The 20516-nt window shown below is 41.7% G+C and carries 19 protein-coding genes and 1 other annotated feature; all 19 genes read left to right on the top strand.

The window, feature by feature from the left end; all coding sequences use genetic code 11:
* Window positions 1-29 precede the first annotated feature (29 nt).
* Window positions 30-1223, top strand: a complete 1194-nt coding sequence (gene ftsZ / locus BCM40_RS10815) for a cell division protein FtsZ (RefSeq protein ID WP_065525919.1) — start codon at window positions 30-32, stop codon at window positions 1221-1223.
* A 112-nt stretch (window positions 1224-1335) separates the two neighbouring features.
* Window positions 1336-2004: a YggS family pyridoxal phosphate-dependent enzyme gene (locus BCM40_RS10810; RefSeq protein ID WP_065525920.1), complete on the top strand. Its 669-nt coding sequence runs from the start codon at window positions 1336-1338 to the stop codon at window positions 2002-2004.
* A complete protein-coding gene (locus BCM40_RS10805) occupies window positions 2004-2486 on the top strand; it encodes a cell division protein SepF (protein WP_065525921.1) in 483 nt (160 codons plus the stop codon). The genes BCM40_RS10810 and BCM40_RS10805 overlap by 1 nt, the downstream gene beginning before the upstream one ends.
* Before the next feature lie 20 nt (window positions 2487-2506).
* Window positions 2507-2770, top strand: a complete 264-nt coding sequence (locus BCM40_RS10800) for a YggT family protein (protein ID WP_008430752.1) — start codon at window positions 2507-2509, stop codon at window positions 2768-2770.
* A 61-nt stretch (window positions 2771-2831) separates the two neighbouring features.
* Window positions 2832-3617, top strand: a complete 786-nt coding sequence (locus tag BCM40_RS10795) for a YlmH family RNA-binding protein (RefSeq protein WP_065525922.1) — start codon at window positions 2832-2834, stop codon at window positions 3615-3617.
* A 94-nt stretch (window positions 3618-3711) separates the two neighbouring features.
* The gene (locus BCM40_RS10790; RefSeq protein ID WP_008430754.1) at window positions 3712-4233 is read left to right on the top strand and encodes a DivIVA domain-containing protein; all 522 of its coding nucleotides are present in this window, start codon (window positions 3712-3714) and stop codon (window positions 4231-4233) included.
* A gap of 37 nt (window positions 4234-4270) precedes the next feature.
* Window positions 4271-4486, top strand: a binding site (T-box leader).
* 44 nt (window positions 4487-4530) lie between these two features.
* On the top strand, window positions 4531-7293 hold the full coding sequence (gene ileS / locus BCM40_RS10785; protein ID WP_065525923.1) for an isoleucine--tRNA ligase: 2763 nt from the start codon (window positions 4531-4533) through the stop codon (window positions 7291-7293).
* Window positions 7294-7416: 123 nt separating this feature from the next.
* Complete coding sequence (gene lspA, locus BCM40_RS10780; RefSeq protein WP_008430756.1) at window positions 7417-7893, top strand: signal peptidase II; 477 nt, start codon at window positions 7417-7419, stop codon at window positions 7891-7893.
* Window positions 7893-8804 (top strand): RluA family pseudouridine synthase, encoded by a 912-nt coding sequence (locus BCM40_RS10775; protein ID WP_065525924.1) that lies wholly within the window; start codon window positions 7893-7895, stop codon window positions 8802-8804. Before lspA ends, BCM40_RS10775 begins: the two co-directional genes overlap by 1 nt.
* 190 nt (window positions 8805-8994) lie before the next feature.
* A complete protein-coding gene (pyrR, locus tag BCM40_RS10770; RefSeq protein ID WP_065525925.1) occupies window positions 8995-9534 on the top strand; it encodes a bifunctional pyr operon transcriptional regulator/uracil phosphoribosyltransferase PyrR in 540 nt (179 codons plus the stop codon).
* A 27-nt stretch (window positions 9535-9561) separates the two neighbouring features.
* Complete coding sequence (locus tag BCM40_RS10765; protein ID WP_065525926.1) at window positions 9562-10848, top strand: solute carrier family 23 protein; 1287 nt, start codon at window positions 9562-9564, stop codon at window positions 10846-10848.
* A 132-nt stretch (window positions 10849-10980) separates the two neighbouring features.
* Window positions 10981-11850 carry an aspartate carbamoyltransferase catalytic subunit gene (locus BCM40_RS10760; RefSeq protein ID WP_065525927.1) on the top strand — a complete coding sequence of 290 codons (870 nt, stop codon included), beginning with the start codon at window positions 10981-10983 and terminating at the stop codon, window positions 11848-11850.
* 1 nt (window position 11851) lies between these two features.
* Window positions 11852-13129 carry a dihydroorotase gene (locus BCM40_RS10755; RefSeq protein ID WP_083394514.1) on the top strand — a complete coding sequence of 426 codons (1278 nt, stop codon included), beginning with the start codon at window positions 11852-11854 and terminating at the stop codon, window positions 13127-13129.
* Entirely contained in the window at window positions 13126-14223 is a 1098-nt protein-coding gene (locus BCM40_RS10750) for a carbamoyl phosphate synthase small subunit (protein WP_065525928.1), read from the top strand. The genes BCM40_RS10755 and BCM40_RS10750 overlap by 4 nt, the downstream gene beginning before the upstream one ends.
* The gene (gene carB, locus BCM40_RS10745) at window positions 14216-17404 is read left to right on the top strand and encodes a carbamoyl-phosphate synthase large subunit (RefSeq protein WP_065525929.1); all 3189 of its coding nucleotides are present in this window, start codon (window positions 14216-14218) and stop codon (window positions 17402-17404) included. Before BCM40_RS10750 ends, carB begins: the two co-directional genes overlap by 8 nt.
* Window positions 17401-18168, top strand: coding sequence for a dihydroorotate dehydrogenase electron transfer subunit (locus tag BCM40_RS10740; protein WP_065525930.1), 768 nt, complete (start codon window positions 17401-17403; stop codon window positions 18166-18168). The genes carB and BCM40_RS10740 overlap by 4 nt, the downstream gene beginning before the upstream one ends.
* A complete protein-coding gene (locus tag BCM40_RS10735) occupies window positions 18165-19079 on the top strand; it encodes a dihydroorotate dehydrogenase (protein WP_065525931.1) in 915 nt (304 codons plus the stop codon). The genes BCM40_RS10740 and BCM40_RS10735 overlap by 4 nt, the downstream gene beginning before the upstream one ends.
* Window positions 19076-19765 carry an orotidine-5'-phosphate decarboxylase gene (gene pyrF / locus BCM40_RS10730; protein ID WP_065525932.1) on the top strand — a complete coding sequence of 230 codons (690 nt, stop codon included), beginning with the start codon at window positions 19076-19078 and terminating at the stop codon, window positions 19763-19765. The genes BCM40_RS10735 and pyrF overlap by 4 nt, the downstream gene beginning before the upstream one ends.
* Window positions 19762-20385: an orotate phosphoribosyltransferase gene (pyrE, locus tag BCM40_RS10725; RefSeq protein ID WP_197681392.1), complete on the top strand. Its 624-nt coding sequence runs from the start codon at window positions 19762-19764 to the stop codon at window positions 20383-20385. Before pyrF ends, pyrE begins: the two co-directional genes overlap by 4 nt.
* Window positions 20386-20516 lie beyond the last annotated feature (131 nt).

Genomic DNA, 20516 nt, shown 5'->3' with positions numbered 1-20516 from the left:
AAAGCTAAGCAATCTTAGGAGGAAAAAGAATGTTGGAATTTGATACAAATATTGATGCACTGGCCGTAATTAAAGTTATTGGGGTAGGTGGCGGTGGTAACAACGCCGTAAACCGTATGATCGAACACGGAGTACAAGGTGTAGAATTTATAGCAGTAAATACAGATGCACAAGCTTTAAACTTATCTAAAGCAGAAGTGCGCCTTCAAATCGGTGGTAAATTAACACGCGGTCTTGGTGCCGGTGCTAACCCTGATGTTGGTAAAAAAGCAGCAGAAGAAAGCAAAGAACAAATCGAAGAAGCTTTGCGCGGAGCCGATATGGTATTCGTAACTGCAGGAATGGGTGGCGGTACAGGTACTGGTGCAGCACCTGTTATTGCTGGCATTGCTAAAGAACTTGGTGCATTGACTGTTGGTGTTGTAACGCGTCCATTTACTTTTGAAGGTCGTAAACGTTCAACACAAGCAATCGGTGGTATCGCTACTATGAAAGAATCAGTTGATACATTGATTGTTATTCCAAACGATCGTTTGCTTGAAATTGTTGACAAAAACACGCCTATGCTTGAAGCATTCCGTGAAGCGGATAATGTTTTACGCCAAGGTGTATCAGGTATCTCTGATTTGATCGCCGTTCCTGGATTGATCAACTTGGATTTTGCCGATGTTAAAACGATTATGTCTAACAAAGGTTCTGCTTTAATGGGAATCGGGGTATCTTCAGGAGAAAATCGTGCATCTGAAGCGGCTAAAAAAGCTGTTTCAAGTCCATTGCTTGAAGTTTCTGTTGACGGTGCTAAAGGGGTCTTAATGAACATCACAGGTGGATCTAACCTTAGCCTTTATGAAGTTCAAGAAGCTGCTGACATTGTAGCATCGGCTTCTGACGAAGAAGTTAACATGATTTTCGGTTCTGTTATTAACGATAACTTAAAAGATGAAATTATCGTGACAGTTATCGCGACTGGTTTTAATGAAGAACAGCTTCAACCAAGAACACCTAGAGGATCTGGATTGAATTCAAGCCGCGTGCAGTCGATTCAACAACAGTCTCCTGCGCCATCCATCCGTGATGCACGTCGTGAAGATCAACGTCGCGATGAGCAACGCCGTGAAGAACAAGCACCTTATTACAACCAAGAGCCACAAAGACAAGAAAAACATAATGACGATGCATTAGACATTCCGACTTTCTTACGCAATCGTCAAAAGAGACGTTAATCCAAACAGCTGCCGGTTGGGCAGCTGTTTTTTTTAGGGAAAGAGCTTAATTGATAAATCGACTAAAACTTGGTACAATAAATTGGACTTCTATAAGAAAAGTTGTGACTAGATGAAACCGATTAAACCTATATTTGATGAGATTACTAAGCAGCTAGCCGCTGTAAATGACACGATTCAAATTATCGCTGTAACCAAACAAGTTGATGTAGAACGCACAAAAGAAGCGATTCAAGCAGGGGTTATTCATCTGGGGGAAAACCGTCCAGAAGGATTATCAAAAAAACTTGAGGCAATTGACGAAAATGTGTCTTGGCACTATATCGGCAATTTACAAACAAGAAAAGTAAAAGACGTAATTAATGAAATTGATTATTTACATTCATTAGACCGGTTAAGTTTGGCCAAAGAAATTCAAAAACGTGCTACTCGGCCTATAAACTGTTTTGTCCAAGTAAATGTGTCGGGAGAAGAGTCTAAAAGTGGTGTTGAACCTGAAGATACGTTAGACTTTATCCAATCACTAGAAGCTTATAACAACATCAGAGTGGTCGGATTGATGACAATGGCACCAAATACAACCGATGAAAGTGTAATCCGTAAAGCATTTAAAGGATTAAAATCACTCCAACTTCAAGTGTCTGAGAAAAACTGGGCACATGCACCATGCACAGAATGCTCTATGGGCATGTCTAACGATTACTTAATTGCTGCTCAAGAAGGAGCTAGTTTTGTCCGAATTGGTACAGCATTGGTTGGGGCAGAAAGTGAGGCAGGATGATGGGCGTGAAAGATAAATTTAAAAATTTCTTTTATTTAGATGAGTATGATGAAGAAGAACAAGTGCGTGAGCAACCTATAAAACAACAAAAACCAGCTCCGCGTTATGAAAAACCTGCTGTTATGCAAGAGCCGAAAAAAGCACCGAAAGAACGGCGCCAGAAAGTGGAGGAGACCAATGTGTCTAATTTAGTCAGTATGCAAGGAGCTTCAAAAGCTTCAAAAGTAAGCTTGGCAGAACCGAGAGTTTATGCTGAAGCACAAGATATCGCAGAAAGCCTAAAAAATAAGCAAGCCGTAGTTGTGAACCTTCAACGTATTGAAAAAGATCAAGGTCTGCGGATCATCGACTTTTTAAGCGGAACAGTTTACGCTCTTGGTGGAGACATTCAACGCATTGGAACGGATATTTTCTTATGCGTACCAGACACTGTAGAAGTGGATGGCGCCATTTCAGATTATTATTACGACGAGCAACAATAAGAGGGGTGCCATAAAACAGTATGTCAGTTATATTAAATTTGATACTTTCAGCAATTAACATCTACTTCTATATTCTCATTGTTAGTGTATTCATGAGCTGGGTACCGAGCATTAAAGAATCTAGTTTTGGACAAATGATTTCAAAAATCACTGATCCTTATTTGGACATTTTCAGACGCTTTATTCCGCCAATCGGCATGATAGATATTTCACCGATTGTTGCAATTTTCACTTTGAACTTAGCAAGCCAAGGGATTATTGTCTTATATAATTTCTTTGTTTAATCTAAAACCTCACATCACGTGAGGTTTTTTTCTTGAAAAATTGATCTGAAGGAGCATTAACATGGAAGAGATATTTCAGCATTTCAGAAAAGAAGAACAGCAATTTATCGAGCAAGTTTCAGGCTGGTTACGTGAAGTTGAAGATCGCTATTCACCAAAGTTAACAGACTTTTTGGATCCGCGGCAGCGATTTATCGTAGAAGCAGTGATGGGGTCGACCGATGTCCAAATGATGACCTCGGGTATTTTTAAAGATGCAGAAAGACAACGTGTTTTGTTGTATCCCTCTTATTTTGAGCCTCAACAAGAAGACTTTAATATTACGGTTTTTGAACTAAAATACCCGTCGAAATTTGTGAATTTGCGTCATCCTGATATATTGGGGTCAATAATGTCCCTTGGGCTTGACCGAAGCAAATTTGGTGATATTCGCATTGATAATGATCGTGTTCAACTTGCTGTAATGAATGAAATCAGTCCTTATTTACAAAGTAATTTTGTAAGTGCTGCAAAAGTGAAAGTTCAATTGAATGAAGTTACTGACCCGATAGAAATGATTGAGACTAGTGAAGAATGGACAGAAGAATCTTATACAGTTAGTTCGATGCGATTGGATACGGTTATGAGTTCTGTCTATAACATATCAAGACAAAAAGCTGCTGCGCTTATTCATGGCGGAAAAGTAAAAGTAAACTGGACTTTACAAGACCAGCCTTCGTTTGAGCTGCATGAATCAGATATGATTTCTTCAAGAGGATTTGGCCGAGTTCGCTTGATTATGATCGAAGGGCGCACGAAAAAAGATAAAGTTCGCTTGCAAATCGGCCGTCTAGAAACAAAAAACTAGACGGCTTTGAAAAATTACGAAATAGTACTGAAATTTAACGTCATCAACTGTATAATAGAAAGATAAGATCACAAGTTAAGGAGAGGTTTACTCAATGCCATTATCCCCGTTAGATATACATAACAAAGAATTCAGCCGTGCATTCCGTGGATATCAGGAAGATGAAGTAAATGAATTCCTGGAACAAATTATGAGAGACTACGAAATTTTACTTAAAGACAAGGCAGCTCTTGAAGAACGGTTACGCACAACCGACGAACGAGTGGGCCATTTTAATACAATTGAATCAACATTGCAAAAATCGATTTTTGTGGCTCAAGAAGCTTCAGAAGAAGTTCGTCGCAACTCACAAAAAGAAGCAGAGTTGATTATTAAAGAAGCTGAGAAAAATGCGGATCGCATTGTCAACGAATCGTTGACAAAAGCCCGTCGCATTGCAACAGAAATTGAAGAACTGAAAAAACAATCTCGTATTTTCAAAAATCGTTTCAAAATGCTTGTAGAAGCACAATTAGATTTAATCGAAACAGATGATTGGGAAACCTTATTGGAATACGATATCGACACACAAAATTTAGAGAAGATTGAAAAGGACAAAGAAGAGACGAACTCTTGACTCTGAGACTTTCTAAATCTATAATTACGACATACAAAAAAACGCGCTGATAGAGACAGTAGTTTGTGTAGAACGCTAAAGCGAATCAGGGACAGTGAGAGCCTGATGTGTACGCATAGATGAAAATCACTCTTGAGCAGAATTGGTGAATAATAAGTAACCAATTCCGTCTACGCCACGTTACGGCGATCGAGTGGCAGCTATCTAGCTGCAACAAGGGTGGTACCGCGAGTTTAAGCTTCTCGTCCCTTTACCAGGGATGGGGGGCTTTTTATTATGTCTACAGGAGGAATAGAAATGGAATACAAAGATACGTTATTAATGCCGAAAACAGATTTTCCAATGCGTGGCAATTTGCCGAATCGCGAACCGGAAATGCAACAAAAATGGGAAGATATGAATATTTACAAACAAGTACAAGATCGTACTGCGGGTCGACCATTTTTCGTACTTCATGACGGACCTCCGTATGCGAATGGTGATTTGCACATGGGCCATGCGCTTAACAAAGTGTTAAAAGATATGATCGTTCGTTCACGTTCGATGATGGGCTTCCATGCACCTTACGTTCCAGGTTGGGACACGCACGGGTTACCGATTGAACAAGCATTAACAAACAAAGGTGTAAACCGCAAAGAAATGTCTTTAGCGGAATTCCGCAAGCTTTGTGAAGAATATGCTTTCCAACAAATCGACAACCAACGCTCTCAATTCAAGCGCATTGGTGTTCGTGGCGATTGGGAAAATCCTTATGTGACATTAAAACCAGCATATGAAGCACGTCAAATTGAAGTGTTTGGTAAAATGGCCAACAAAGGATATATTTACAAAGGTTTAAAACCAGTTTACTGGTCGCCTTCAAGTGAATCATCACTTGCTGAAGCAGAAATTGAGTATCACGATAAAAAATCTCCTTCTATTTACGTTTCTTTCCCTGTAACAGACGGTAAAGGCGTATTAGCAGAAGGAACAAACTTCATTATCTGGACGACTACACCTTGGACAATTCCAGCGAACTTAGGAATTTCCGTGCACGCTAAATTGGATTACGCAGAAGTCTCTGTCAATGGATCTCAATACATTGTGGCTCAAGATTTATTAAAAGAAGTATCGGAAGAACTCGGTTGGACAGATGCAGAAGTGGTTCGTGTCATCAAAGGTGAAGAGCTAGAAAATATTCTAACAAAGCACCCGTTATATGACCGTACTTCTCTGGTTATGCTTGGCGAACATGTAACAACTGACTCAGGTACTGGTTGTGTTCATACAGCACCTGGTCATGGTGAAGATGACTTCTTAATCGGTAAAAAATACGGATTGGACGTTTTATGTCCAGTTGACGAGCGCGGAGTTATGACTGCTGAAGCACCTGGATTTGAGGGCGAGTTTTATGACAAAGCCAATAAATCGATAACAGAAGCGTTAGATAAAGTAGGCGCGCTTGAAAAACTTACATTTATCACACACTCGTATCCACATGACTGGCGGACGAAAAAGCCGGTAATTTACCGTGCAACAGCTCAATGGTTTGTATCAATCGAAGCATTCCGTGACCAAATCTTAAACGCAATTAAAGAAACATCATTTACTCCTGCATGGGGTGAAACACGTTTGTTTAATATGTTACGTGATCGTGGAGATTGGAATATTTCACGTCAACGCGTATGGGGCGTTCCAATTCCAGTGTTTTATGCTGAAAATGGTGATCCGGTTATCACTGAAGAAACAATTGCGCATATCGCAAAATTGTTCCGCGAAAATGGATCAAATGTATGGTTTGAGCGTTCTACAGATGAATTATTACCGCCAGGATTTACGCATCCAAGCAGCCCGAACGGCGTGTTCACGAAAGAAATGGATATTATGGATGTTTGGTTTGACTCAGGATCATCTCACCAAGGAGTTCTTGTTGAACGAGAAGATCTTCAATATCCAGCAGATCTTTACTTAGAAGGATCTGACCAATACCGTGGCTGGTTCAACTCGTCCTTAACGACAAGTGTTGCGATTAATGGACATGCACCTTACAAAGGCATTTTGAGCCACGGCTTTACGCTTGATGGCAATGGTCGCAAAATGAGTAAATCGCTTGGTAACGTCATTGTCCCTTCAAAAGTCATGAACCAAATGGGCGCAGATATTCTTCGTCTATGGGTTGCTTCTGTAGACTATACAGCGGATGTTCGTGTATCTGACGAAAACTTTAAACAAGTATCTGAAGTTTACCGCAAAATCCGTAACACGCTAAAATTCCTTCACGGAAACTTAGCTGATTTTAATGAACAAGAACACCGTGTTGCATTTGAAGACATGCGTGAAATGGATCAATACATGGCCATGAAGTTACAAAAAATGGTAGAAACTGTGCGTAAAGGTTATGAAACGTATGAGTTTTCAACAATTTATCATGCGTTAAATAATTATTGCGCTAACGATTTAAGCTCATTCTATTTAGATGTAGCAAAAGACGTTGTTTACATTGAAAGTGCAGATCATCCACATCGCCGTGCGATGCAAACTGTAATGTTTGATTCATTAATGGCAATCTTGAAGTTAGCAGCACCAATCATCCCTCATACAGCGGATGAATTATGGTCTTACTTGAGCTTTGTTGAAGAAGAAAGTGTTCAATTGACTGATTTCCCAGAAGCTGTTTCCAACCCAGCGTTTGAAGGCTTAAACGACAAGTGGAGCCGATTTATGGATGTTCGCGATGATGTGTTAAAAGCATTGGAAGAAGCACGTGCAGCTAAAACTATCGGTAAATCGCTAGAAGCGAAAGTAACGGTCTTCGGTGATGAAGAACTAGCTACATTATTAGCTTCTACAGATGAAAATCTTGCTCAATTGTTCATCGTTTCAAAATACGAATACGGTGGAACACAAGATCAAGCACCAGAACATGCTGTAAAACTAAATGAAGTTTCAGTAACAGTTGAAAAAGCAACTGGTGAAAAATGTGAACGTTGCTGGACAATTTCTGAAGAAATTGGTCAAAGCGAAGAGCATCCAACTTTGTGCCCTCGCTGTGCAAGTGTTGTAGAAACGCAGTTTGCCTAATCAATATCAACAATGAATTTAAAAAGGGTTTGGAGAACCGAAATTCGGCTGCTCCAGGCCCTTTACTTTTTTTGCTGTCAGTGTGTTAAAATAGATTGACTGCTGAATTGACGGAGGATACAGATGTTTATTTATTATGGACTTGCATTATTCATAATCGCATTAGATCAATGGACAAAATGGCTAGTACTGAAAAATATGGAATTGGGTGAACGGATTTCGGTCATTGACCCTTACCTTGGTTGGTTGTCGCATCGGAATCGTGGCGCTGCTTGGGGTATGCTAGAAGGACAGATGTGGCTGTTCGCTATAATTACTGTAGCGGTTATCATCGGAATACTTTACTATTTTCATAAACACGCAAAAGGGCAACCTTTATTTCAGTTAAGCTTAATGGTTCTCTTAGGAGGCGCAGTTGGTAATTTTATCGATCGGATGTTTCGCGGGGAAGTCGTTGATTTTGTTGACGTACTCATTCCAGTGATTGGTTATGATTTTCCGATATTTAATGTTGCAGATGCTGCGTTGACGATTGGTGTCGTATTGATGGTTATTTATATTATTTATGACGAAAAACAACAAAAGAAAAAGGTGTCTTAATGGAAGATTTAACGATTGAAATCACAAAAGAAATGGCTGGCGAACGAGTAGATAAAGCTGTGTCATCAATAGATGGAGACTGGTCACGTTCACAGATCAGCAATTGGGTCAAAGAAGGCGCAGTAAAAGTTAACGGAGAAACTGTAAAGCCGAATTACAAAGTACGTTTGCAAGATATTATCATTGTCACGCCACCGGAGTTGGAAGAGTTAGATGTAGTTCCTGAAGATTTGAATTTGGAAATTGTTTATGAAGATGAAGATGTTTTAGTCGTAAACAAACCTAAAGGAATGGTCGTTCATCCAGCACCAGGTCATGCTAAAGGAACATTGGTAAATGGGTTAATGCATCATTGTACAGATCTTTCAGGGATCAATGGCGTTGTACGTCCAGGAATTGTTCACCGCATTGACAAAGATACTTCAGGCTTGTTAATGGTAGCGAAAAATGACGCTGCTCATGCATCACTTGTTGATCAATTGGTGAAAAAGACAGTTACACGTAAATATGTTGCTTTGGTTCATGGTCATATTCCTCATGATAAAGGAACTATCCAAGCACCAATTGCACGTGATCCGAAAGAACGTCAAAATATGGCGATTGTTGATAAAGGCAAGCATGCTGTGACACATTTCCGTGTTCTTGAACGTTTCGGTAATTTCACACTTGTTGAGTGCCGTTTAGAAACAGGAAGAACGCATCAAATCCGTGTCCACATGAAGTACATTGGTTTTCCACTTGTGGGCGATCCGAAATACGGACCGAAAAAAACAATGGACATCGGCGGTCAAGCCCTTCATGCTGAAGTCATTGGTTTTAATCACCCAAGAACGAACGAATACATGGAGTTTTCTGCAGAGCCACCAGCTGAATTTGCAGAACTTCTCGAATCTCTTCGCGATAAGGATTGACAAACCCGTTTCTCTTTCTTTATACTTAAAAAAACAAATCGAATAATAACACCTTTAATTACAGTCCAGAGAGGCTGAGAAGGTATTTACGCAAGCCGGAAGTCTATCTTCTGTGCTAAATTTTTCTGCGCATCTATCCTCTTGTCCCTCGGGCAAGAGGTTTTTTATTTGCAAAAAAGGAGCGGATCTTATGGTCGAAAAAGCAGACATTTTGGATGAACAAGCGATTAGCAGAGCAATCACACGGATTGCACACGAAATTATAGAGCGCAATAAAGGCATAGATGATTGCATACTAGTTGGCATTAAAACGCGTGGAGCTTTTATCGCCAAGCGTTTAGCAGAGAAAATAGAAAAAATCGAAGGGCGTCCCATTTTAAAAGGTGAGCTTGATATCACGCTCTACAGAGACGACTTGAGTGTTAAAACAAAAAATCAAGAACCGCTAGTTCAACAAGTCGATATTGAACACAGCATCCTTGATAAAAAAGTAATTCTTGTAGACGATGTGCTTTATACAGGAAGAACAGTTCGCGCAGCTATGGACGCAGTGATGGACCTTGGACGACCAGCACAAATTCAGCTAGCTGTATTAATTGATAGAGGTCATCGCGAATTGCCCATCCGAGCAGATTTTGTTGGGAAAAACATTCCGACTTCAAGTGACGAACGAATTATCGTCAAAATGGTTGAAAGCGATCAAGTTGATCGAGTCGCCATCCACGAATAGAGAGATAGAGACAGGGGAGAATGGAAATTGAGTGAAGCAATTTTAGATGTACAAGATAAACCAAAAGCAGGACAATGGATCTCACTAAGTTTGCAACATATGTTCGCGATGTTTGGCGCAACGATATTAGTACCACAACTGGTTGGACTGAGCCCGGCCATCGCATTGTTAACAAGCGGAATCGCAACAATCATTTTTATCCTAATAACACAATTTAAAGTGCCAGCTTACTTAGGTTCATCATTCGCCTTTATCGTGCCAATCACGATTGCAACAGAAACAGGTGGAATTGGATCAGCTATGATCGGGGCCATGTTTGTATCCCTCGTTTACGCCATAGTCGCCTTGATTATTTGGAAAACCGGGTATCATTGGTTGATGAAACTACTCCCACCAATTGTAGTAGGACCGGTTATCATCGTTATTGGACTTGCTTTATCCGGCACTGCGGTAAATATGGCGATGACCATTCCAGCAGAAGGTGGTTCGGAATACAGTTTATTGCATTTCTCAGCTGCGATTGTCACATTGCTTACAGCAATCATTTGTAACATTTACTTTAAAAACATCATTTCATTAATGCCGATTTTGATCGGAATTATTGTAGGCTATGGCTACTCAGCAGCCATCGGAATTATCGATTTTACAGCAATTGGCGAAGCAAGCTGGTTCGCCGTTCCAGAATTCTTGATCCCTGGAGTGGATTATTCGTTCCAAGTAACGCCAACCTTGCTGTTTGTCATGGTACCAATTGCAATTGTCACTATTTCTGAACACATTGGACACCAGCTTGTATTAGGAAAAATTGTAGATAGAAATTACATAAAAGATCCTGGTTTGCACCGCTCGATTTTAGGAGATGGACTTGGAACTTTCATCTCCTCACTAGTCGGTGGTCCACCAAAAACGACTTATGGTGAAAATATCGGAGTGCTTGCCATAACAAAAGTGTTTTCTGTGTATGTCATTCTCGGTGCGGCAGTGTTCGCCATCACATTTTCTTTCTTTGGCAAATTGATGGCAGTTATTGAAACAATCCCCACGGCTGTTCTTGGCGGAATTTCCATCTTGCTGTTCGGAATCATTGCTTCATCAGGATTGCGGATGCTAGTAGACAACAACATCGATTTTGGTAACAACCGCAACTTAGTCATCTCATCAGTTATTTTAGTAATCGGGATTGGCGGAGCAAAGCTTGAATTTAGCGAGTCGTTCTCGATCGAAGGAATGGCACTAGCTGCGATTGTTGGCGTTATCTTGAACTTAGTGCTACCCGGAATGAACAAAAAAGAACTAGACGACGGAACTGAATAATTACCTTTTAATGAATGTCCAGAGAGGCATGGAAAGGATCGAAGAATGGGTAAACTCTACCCTTTTTTCCTCACACCTTCCTGCCCCTGGGAAGGTGTTTTTTTGTCTGAAGAATGAGAGGATGAGTGGATTTTGCCAAACTTACTATCAATGAACAACTTAGAAAATGACACGATTATGAGTTTACTTGAGCGCGCTGGAGAATTTCAGCGAGGCGAAAGAGCGCCAATTGATGGCACAGTCGTCAACTTGTTTTTTGAACCAAGCACCAGAACGAAAATGAGTTTTGAAATGGCGGAGCATCATATGGGGCTCGCTGTCCTGCCATTCGAAACAGCCTTTTCTAGCATATTAAAAGGTGAAACGCTTTACGATACTGTTAAAACGATGGAAGCGATTGGGGTAGGAGCTGTCATTATCCGCCACGAAGAAGAAGCGTATTACCAACAACTAGAAGGTTGCAATGTGGCAATCATTAACGGTGGAGATGGCTCGGGACAGCATCCAACGCAATCTCTTTTAGACTTAATGACCATCTACCAAGAGTTCGGTCGAATCAAAGGCGTGCATGTCACCATCGTTGGAGATATCGCTCATAGCCGTGTGGCAAAATCAAATGCAGCAGCGCTTAAACAATTAGGAGCTCACGTAAGCTTTATTTGTCCAGAAGAATGGAGCGGTGACTATGAATCTTCAGAACACTTGGATGATTTTATTGAAACAACGGATGTGGTCATGATGCTCCGAGTACAACACGAACGCCATGCAGTATCAGCGCTTTTTTCAAAAGAAAACTATCATGAGCAATACGGATTGACTGTAGAGCGAGAAAAGCGAATGAAAGACGGTGCCATTATTATGCACCCAGCTCCAATCAACAGGGGGGTGGAAATAGCAGATTGTCTTGTAGAGTGTGAGCGGTCACGAATTTTTAAACAAATGGCAAACGGAGTTTTCGTCCGGATGGCAGTACTTGAATACGCATTGAAAGGGAGAGATTGAGTTGAATTTATTCATTAAAAACGTAAACATGCTGCAAAATGGAGAACTAACACCTACCAATATTCGTATCAAAGAAGGCAAAATTGAAGAAATCGGTCAAGAGTTACAAGTAAACAATGAACCCCAAATTGACGGCAAAGGCCGGATGATTGCACCAGGATTTGTTGATGTCCATGTTCATTTGCGTGAACCAGGCGGAGAACAGAAAGAAACGATCGAAAGCGGGACAAAGTCTGCAGCAAAAGGCGGCTACACCACAATATGTGCAATGCCAAATACACGCCCAGTACCTGATACGAAAGAAAATCTGCAGCTAGTTAACGGCTTGATCGAAAAAAATGCGCTTATCCGAGTTTTGCCGTATGCTTCCATCACCATAAGAGAAGCAGGAAAAGAACGCACAAATTTACAAGAACTAAAAGAAAATGGTGCTTTTGCTTTCACTGATGACGGGGTCGGCATTCAAGAAGCAGGCATGATGTACGAAACAATGCAAGACGCAGCGAAAATTGATATGGCAGTTGTGGCGCATTGTGAAGACAATAGCTTGATATATGACGGTGTCATGCACGAAGGCAAGCGGAGCAAAGAATTAGGGTTAAAAGGCATACCTGCAATTGCAGAATCGGTGCATATCGCACGCGACATTTTACTTGCTGAAGCAGCAGGCGCACATTACCATGTATGCCACGTCAGCACGAAAGAATCGGTTCGCGTCATTCGGGATGCAAAACGTGCAGGCGTTCGCGTAACAGCAGAAGTCACACCGCATCATTTGTTGTTAACAGAAGATGATATTCCATCAGACGATGCAAACTACAAAATGAACCCGCCGCTTCGTGCGAAAGCAGACTGGGAAGCGTTACACGAAGGGTTGCTAGATGGCACGCTAGACTTTATCGCAACAGACCATGCACCACATACTGAAGCTGAAAAAACAAATGGCATGAACGGCTCGATGTTCGGGATTGTCGGTTTTGAAACGGCGTTTCCACTGCTGTATAGCAAGTTTGTCAAAACCGGCACATGGTCGTTACAACAATTGATCGACTGGTTAACCATTAAACCTAGCCAAACCTTCAATATGCCATACGGTACATTGGAAATTGGGCAAACAGCAGATCTCGTAATGTTGGACCTTGAAAAACAACAGCCGATTCAAGTAGAAGAATTTTTATCCAAAGGAAAAAATACACCATTTGGTGGTTGGAATTGTACAGGGTGGCCAGTAATGACCATCTTTGGTGGTGAAATTGTATGGCAGGAGGAGACAAATTGATGAAACGTTATTTAATCTTAGAAGACGGTACGGTATTTGAAGGAACAGCATTCGGAGGTGACGATGCTTCAGTAGGAGAAATCGTGTTTAATACCAGTATGACCGGTTATCAAGAAATTTTATCAGATCCTTCTTATTGCGGACAAATTGTTACAATGACTTATCCATTAATCGGCAACTACGGCATTAATAGCGACGATTTTGAATCGATTGAACCGGCAGTAAAAGGCATGGTCGTTCGTGAAATTGCTGAATTCCCATCCAATTTCAGAAACAATTCAACTCTTGATGAGTTGTTTAAAATTAAAGGCATTCCAGGTATTTCTGGGATCGATACACGCAAATTAACACGCTTAATACGCTCAAAAGGGGCCATTAAAGGTGTGTTAACTGCAGCAGGGGAAGAAGTTCAAATAGATCAAGTTGTGAAGATGCTTCAAGAAACTGTATTACCAAGCGATCAAGTGGCGCAAGTTTCAACAGGGCGTCCTTACCCAAGTCCAGGGCGTGGCAAGCGCGTCGTCTTAATCGACTACGGCATGAAACACGGTATTTTGCGCGAACTTAACAATCGAGATTGTGATGTAATTGTTGTACCTTATAACACTTCTTCAAGAGAAATAATGGCTTGGGGCCCAGATGGTGTCATGCTCTCAAATGGACCAGGAGATCCAAAAGATGTAGAGGAATGTGTAGAAGTGGTACGCGAATTGCTCGGGCAAGTTCCAATATTTGGAATATGCCTTGGACACCAATTGTTTGCAAGGGCTTGTGGTGCAGACACGTTCAAGTTGAAATTTGGACATCGCGGCGGTAATCATCCAGTGCGCGACTTAGTCACAGGTAAAATCGAAATCACGTCACAAAATCATGGCTACGCAGTAGATGAAGACACGTTACAAGGAACTCGCTTAAAAGTAACGCATAGCGCATTAAATGATGGCACAAACGAAGGTCTGGCTCACTTGGACTATCCGGCATTTACAGTTCAATACCACCCAGAATCCTCACCAGGACCTGAAGACTCAAACTATTTATTTGATCGCTTTATTGATGTAATGAACGCAACTCGAAAGGAGCAACAACATGCCTAAAAGACAAGATATTCAAAGTATACTCGTAATCGGATCAGGACCAATCGTAATCGGACAAGCAGCAGAGTTTGACTATGCAGGAACACAAGCATGTCTTGCATTAAAAGAAGAAGGTTATCGCGTAATCTTGATCAACTCAAATCCTGCAACCATTATGACGGACACAGAAGTCGCAGATAAAGTGTATATCGAACCGATTACACTCGAATTTGTTAGCCGCATCTTACGCAAAGAGCGTCCGGATGCGCTTCTCCCAACTTTAGGTGGTCAAACTGGGTTGAACATGGCGATTGAATTGGACGAATCGGGCATTTTAGACGAATTGAATATCGAAATTTTAGGCACGAAGCTCGAAGCGATTCATAAAGCAGAAGACCGTGATTTGTTTAGAACTTTAATGAACGAACTTGGCGAACCGGTACCGGATTCGGACATTATTCACAATATGACAGAAGCTGAAAACTTTGTAGACCGTGTGGGTTACCCAGTTATCGTTCGACCAGCCTTTACACTGGGGGGAACGGGCGGAGGCATTTGTGAAAATTACGAACAGCTAAAAGAAATTGTCGCAAGTGGTTTGAAATATAGCCCGGTGACACAATGTTTGTTGGAAAAATCAATTGCAGGTTTTAAAGAAGTTGAATACGAAGTAATGCGCGATAAAAACGATACAGCAATCGTTGTTTGTAACATGGAAAACATTGATCCGGTCGGCATTCATACAGGAGATTCTATCGTTGTAGCACCAAGCCAAACCTTATCAGACCGTGAATACCAAATGCTGCGAAATGTTTCGCTGAAAATTATTCGCGCCTTGAAAATTGAAGGCGGCTGTAACGTTCAGTTAGCATTAGATCCGTTTAGTTTTAACTATTACATCATTGAAGTAAATCCGCGGGTTAGTCGATCATCAGCATTAGCATCCAAAGCGACAGGTTATCCTATTGCGAAATTAGCGGCGAAAATTGCAGTCGGTTTAACGTTAGATGAAATGATGAATCCAGTAACTGGGCGTACTTATGCTGCTTTCGAGCCAGCATTAGACTATGTGGTAACGAAAATTCCCCGCTGGCCATTTGATAAATTCGAAGCTGCAAAACGTAATTTAGGAACGCAAATGAAAGCAACAGGCGAAGTGATGGCAATGGGACGTACATTTGAAGAATCGATCCTAAAAGCGGTTCGTTCACTTGAAACCGGCCAATTTCACTTAGAGTTAAAAAATGCGGATAGCATGAGTGATGAATGGATTCAAAAACGCATTTGCCGAGCGGGAGATGAGCGCTTGTTCTTTATCGGCGAAGCACTTCGCCGCGGTGTCACTATCGAAACCATTAATGAATGGAGCCAAATCGATTTATTCTTCTTAAAGAAATTCGAAAACATTGTAAAATACGAAAAAGATTTGAAAAATGCCGCGTTTGACTACGACGTAGCAAAACGTGCAAAACGTTTAGGCTTTGCAGATCGGACGATCGCTAAACTTTGGAACACGACCGAACAACAAGTATACAACTGGCGCAAAGAACAAAAATTAATGCCGGTATACAAAATGGTGGATACATGTGCAGCCGAGTTTGAATCCGAAACACCGTATTTTTACGGAACGTATGAAGATGAAAACGAATCAGTAAAGACCGATAAAGAATCCGTTATTGTTCTTGGTTCAGGTCCAATTCGCATCGGGCAAGGTGTCGAGTTTGACTATGCCACAGTTCATTCAGTATGGGCCATTAAAGAAGCAGGTTATGAAGCCATTATTGTCAACAACAATCCAGAAACGGTTTCAACCGACTTTTCTATCTCGGACAAATTGTATTTTGAGCCACTGACGATCGAAGACGTAATGCACATCGTAGACCTAGAGCAGCCAAAAGGAGTTGTCGTTCAATTTGGTGGCCAAACAGCAATCAACTTAGCCGAAAAACTCGAACAAAACGGCGTGAAGATTCTCGGCACATCATTAGAAGATACAGATCGTGCAGAAAACCGTAATAAATTCGAAGCAGCACTGCACGAAATCGGCATTCCACAGCCACTGGGGAAAACAGCGGTAAATACAGAAGAAGCCATTATTATCGCAGGAGATATCGGCTATCCGGTATTAGTTCGTCCTTCATATGTACTCGGTGGGCGGGCAATGGAAATTGTTTATAACGAAGAAGATTTAAAACATTATATGGAACACGCAGTAGAAGCGAGTCCAGAACATCCAGTCTTAGTTGATCGCTACTTAACGGGGATTGAAATCGAAGTGGATGCGATTTCAGACGGAGAAAACGTCTTAATCCCAGGTATTATGGAGCATATTGAACGCGCAGGCGTCCATTCGGGCGACTCGATTGCGGTTTACCCAACACAAAACATCTCGAACGAGTTACTAGAAACCTTAGTAGACTATACAACGCGACTTGCAAAAGGATTAAACATTGTCGGCTTGCTAAATATCCAGTACGTGATATCAAAAGGTGAAGTATTCGTTATTGAAGTAAATCCGCGCTCAAGCCGGACAGTGCCATTTATGAGTAAAATCACATCGATTCCAATGGCGAACATCGCCACCAAAGCAATTCTTGGTCAAAGCATAGTCGACCAAGGCTTTACACCAGGTCTTGCGCCGATTTCAAAAGGGGTCTTTGTAAAAGTACCGGTCTTCTCTTTTGCGAAGTTACGCCGTGTAGACATTACGCTTGGACCAGAAATGAAATCAACTGGAGAAGTAATGGGCAAAGATACAACACTCGAAAAAGCTCTTTATAAAGGGTTAGCGGCAGCTGGCATGGAAGTAAAAGATCATGGCACAGTGCTACTAACCGTCGCAGATAAAGACAAAGAAGAAGCGGTTGGTTTAGCAAAACGTTTTAAAGCGATCGGTTATCAAATCATGGCTACAGGTGGAACTGCCAAAGCATTTGAGGAAGCTGGCATAGTAGTAGCACCAATCGGTAAAATTGGTTCAGAAGGCAAAACTTTACTAGATGTTATTCAAAATGGCGATACGCAAATTGTCATCAACACCTTAACAAAGGGCAAACAGCCACAACGTGACGGATTCCGCATTCGTCGTGAATCGGTTGAAAACGGCATTCCTTGCTTAACTTCACTTGATACAGCAGAAGCGATGCTTCGCGTCATCGAATCCATGACCTTTTCAGCTGAAGCAATGGGGGCAAGTATATGATCAAACAAGAGCGTATGCAAGTCGTGAAGCAGCAACAAATTGCCCATCATATTTTTGAACTAACTGTCCAAGGAGCTCTTGCCAATGAAATGGCAGAGCCTGGACAATTTGTTCACATACGAGTTGCTGACAGTTTTGAACCATTGTTGCGTCGCCCAATATCCGTGGCATCCATTGACCTGGAAGCTTCGCAATTCACGATGATTTACCGGGCTGAGGGACGCGGAACTGGACTATTAGCAGAAAAAAAACTTGGTGACACAATCGATGTGCTAGGTCCACTCGGGCATGGTTTTCCTATAGAAGCAGCCGAGAAAAAAGCCTATTTAATTGGTGGTGGGATCGGGGTACCGCCTTTATATGAACTGGCGAAACAATTAAATGCGCGGGGCATCCAAACTGTTCATATACTAGGGTTTGAAAGTAAACAAGCAGTTTTCTATGAAGAGAAATTCCGTGAGCTTGGCGAAACGCATATTGCCACCGTTGATGGATCTCATGGTACGCAAGGATTTGTCACTCACATTTTAAATGAACTGCCAACAGATTTCGATACGTATTATAGCTGTGGCCCAACCCCAATGCTTGAAGCGGTGCAATGGGCGTATCCACAGAAAAAAGGATTCTTATCGTATGAGCAACGAATGGGCTGCGGCATCGGTGCATGTTTTGCTTGTGTATGCCGGACCACAAAAAGTGAAACGGATTACATCAAAGTGTGTTCAGATGGTCCAGTATTTCCAGCAGGAGTGGTGATCTCATGAGCGATTTGACAGTAAAACTTCCAGGACTCAACTTGAAAAACCCAATCATGCCTGCATCTGGCTGTTTTGGTTTTGGGAAAGAGTATGCGCAACTATATGATTTATCGCAGCTTGGTGCCATTATGATTAAAGCCACAACTGTCGAAACACGTTTCGGCAATCCAACACCACGCGTGGCAGAAACTGCCTCCGGAATGTTGAATGCCATCGGCTTACAAAATCCAGGACTTGAAAAAGTAACCGAGCAAGAGTTGCCTTGGTTAGAACAATACGATGTGCCGATTATCGCAAACGTAGCCGGTACAACAACAGAGGATTATGTGGAAGTCGCAAAAATGATTTCACAATCTCCGAACGTTCACGCACTTGAAATTAATATTTCGTGCCCAAACGTTAAACAAGGTGGCATTACATTTGGCACCGACCCGGATGTAGCGCGTGAATTGACACGTGCCGTAAAAGAAGTGTCTGCTGTACCGGTTTATATCAAGTTGTCGCCAAACGTGACGAATATTGTCTCTATCGCAAAAGCTGTTGAAGAAGGTGGAGCTGATGGCATCACGATGATCAATACATTACTCGGCATGCGCATGGACACAAAAACAGGTCGGCCAATTATTGCTAATATAACAGGTGGATTGTCAGGACCTGCTATTAAGCCAGTAGCACTGCGAATGGTTTATGAAGTCAGCCAACACACGAAATTGCCAATCATTGGAATGGGTGGTGTGACAAATGTAGATGATGTTATTGACTTTTTGTCAGCTGGTGCAAGTGCTGTCGCTGTTGGAACAGCAAATTTCGTTAACCCATTTGTTTGTCCAGAAATTATCGGTCAGCTACCTGAACGCTTGCACGAACTAGGATTTGACTCAGTAGAACAGCTTGTCGGAAGGAGCCACCGTCTATGAATAAACCCATTATCGCTTTAGATTTTGCATCCAAGCAACAAGTAGAAGCATTTCTAGCACAGTTTTCCGAACCCCTTTTTGTCAAAGTCGGCATGGAGCTTTATTTTCAAGAGGGACCTGAATTGGTTCGTTTTATAAAATCGCAAGGTCATAGCATTTTCTTGGATTTAAAACTGCACGACATTCCCAATACAGTAGAGTCTGCAATGAAAGGTTTGGCCAATTTGGGAGTAGATTTAGTCAATGTTCATGCAGCTGGTGGACTTGAAATGATGAAAGCCGCAAAACGTGGGTTGGCAGGTAGTGAGACGAAATTGATTGCAGTGACCCAATTAACTTCGACAAGTGAAAGTCAGATGCACGAAGATCAATTGGTTTATGTTAGCTTAGAAGAGTCTGTTTTACATTACGCAAAGCGAGCGATGCAAGCAGGGTTAGATGGGGTTGTCTGTTCAGTACTAGAGGCAGAGGCGATTGGCGAAGCTTGCGGACAAAACTTTCTACGTGTTACACCAGGCATCCGTCCGGCTACAGTTTCGGTGGATGATCAAAAACGCGTCGCAACGCCAGCACAGGCACGAGCAAAAGGTTCAACTCATATTGTAGTAGGACGAGCGATTACTAAAGCTGAAAATCCAGCAGATAGCTACGCACAGATTAGAGAAGAATGGAGTGGGAAATTTTGAAACACGAAATAGCGAACCATTTATTATCAATCGGTGCAGTTGAATTGCGTCCGCAACAACCATTTACATGGGCATCCGGCGTCAAGTCCCCGATTTATTGCGACAATCGGTTAACAATGTCTTACCCGACGGTGAGAAAAGACATAGCTAAAGGGTTAGCTGAAACCATTAACGAATATTATCCTGATTGTGAAGTAGTAGCAGGAACAGCAACAGCAGGAATTCCGCATGCTGCATGGGTTAGCGACTTGTTGGAGTTGCCAATGGTTTATGTGCGTTCGAAAGCAAAAGAACATGGCCAAACGAATATGATTGAAGGAAAGATCGAAAACGGTAAGAAAGTAGTCGTCGTTGAAGACTTAATCTCTAAAGGTGGATCTGTGTTGCAAGCGGCACAAGCTTTAGAAGCAGCAGGATTTGATGTGCTTGGAATCGTTGCGATTTTCACGTACGACTTACCACAATCAATCGAAGCCATCACAGGGGCGGGCTACACATTCCATACATTAACGGATTTTCCAGCGCTTGTTGAACAAGCATTAAACACAAAGGCAATAAATGAAGCGGATATGCCTATGCTTGCAGACTGGCACGAAAAATTAAAAGCAGGAACGTTATAGAACCGGCCTATGGTCGGTTTTTTTAGTTTTAAAATAAAAATCGTTGACAGCATAAAAATGACTGAATATAATGATAACAACTAGTTGGTAATACAAGGTAGTTGTTTTTTTGAATAGCTATCTTGTAATGC

Origin of the sequence: Planococcus donghaensis (genome assembly GCF_001687665.2) — a bacterium.
GTDB classification, from domain to species: domain Bacteria; phylum Bacillota; class Bacilli; order Bacillales_A; family Planococcaceae; genus Planococcus; species Planococcus donghaensis.
The sequence above is the reverse complement of the archived record's forward strand: the minus strand, read 5'-3'. Positions and strand labels throughout refer to the sequence as shown.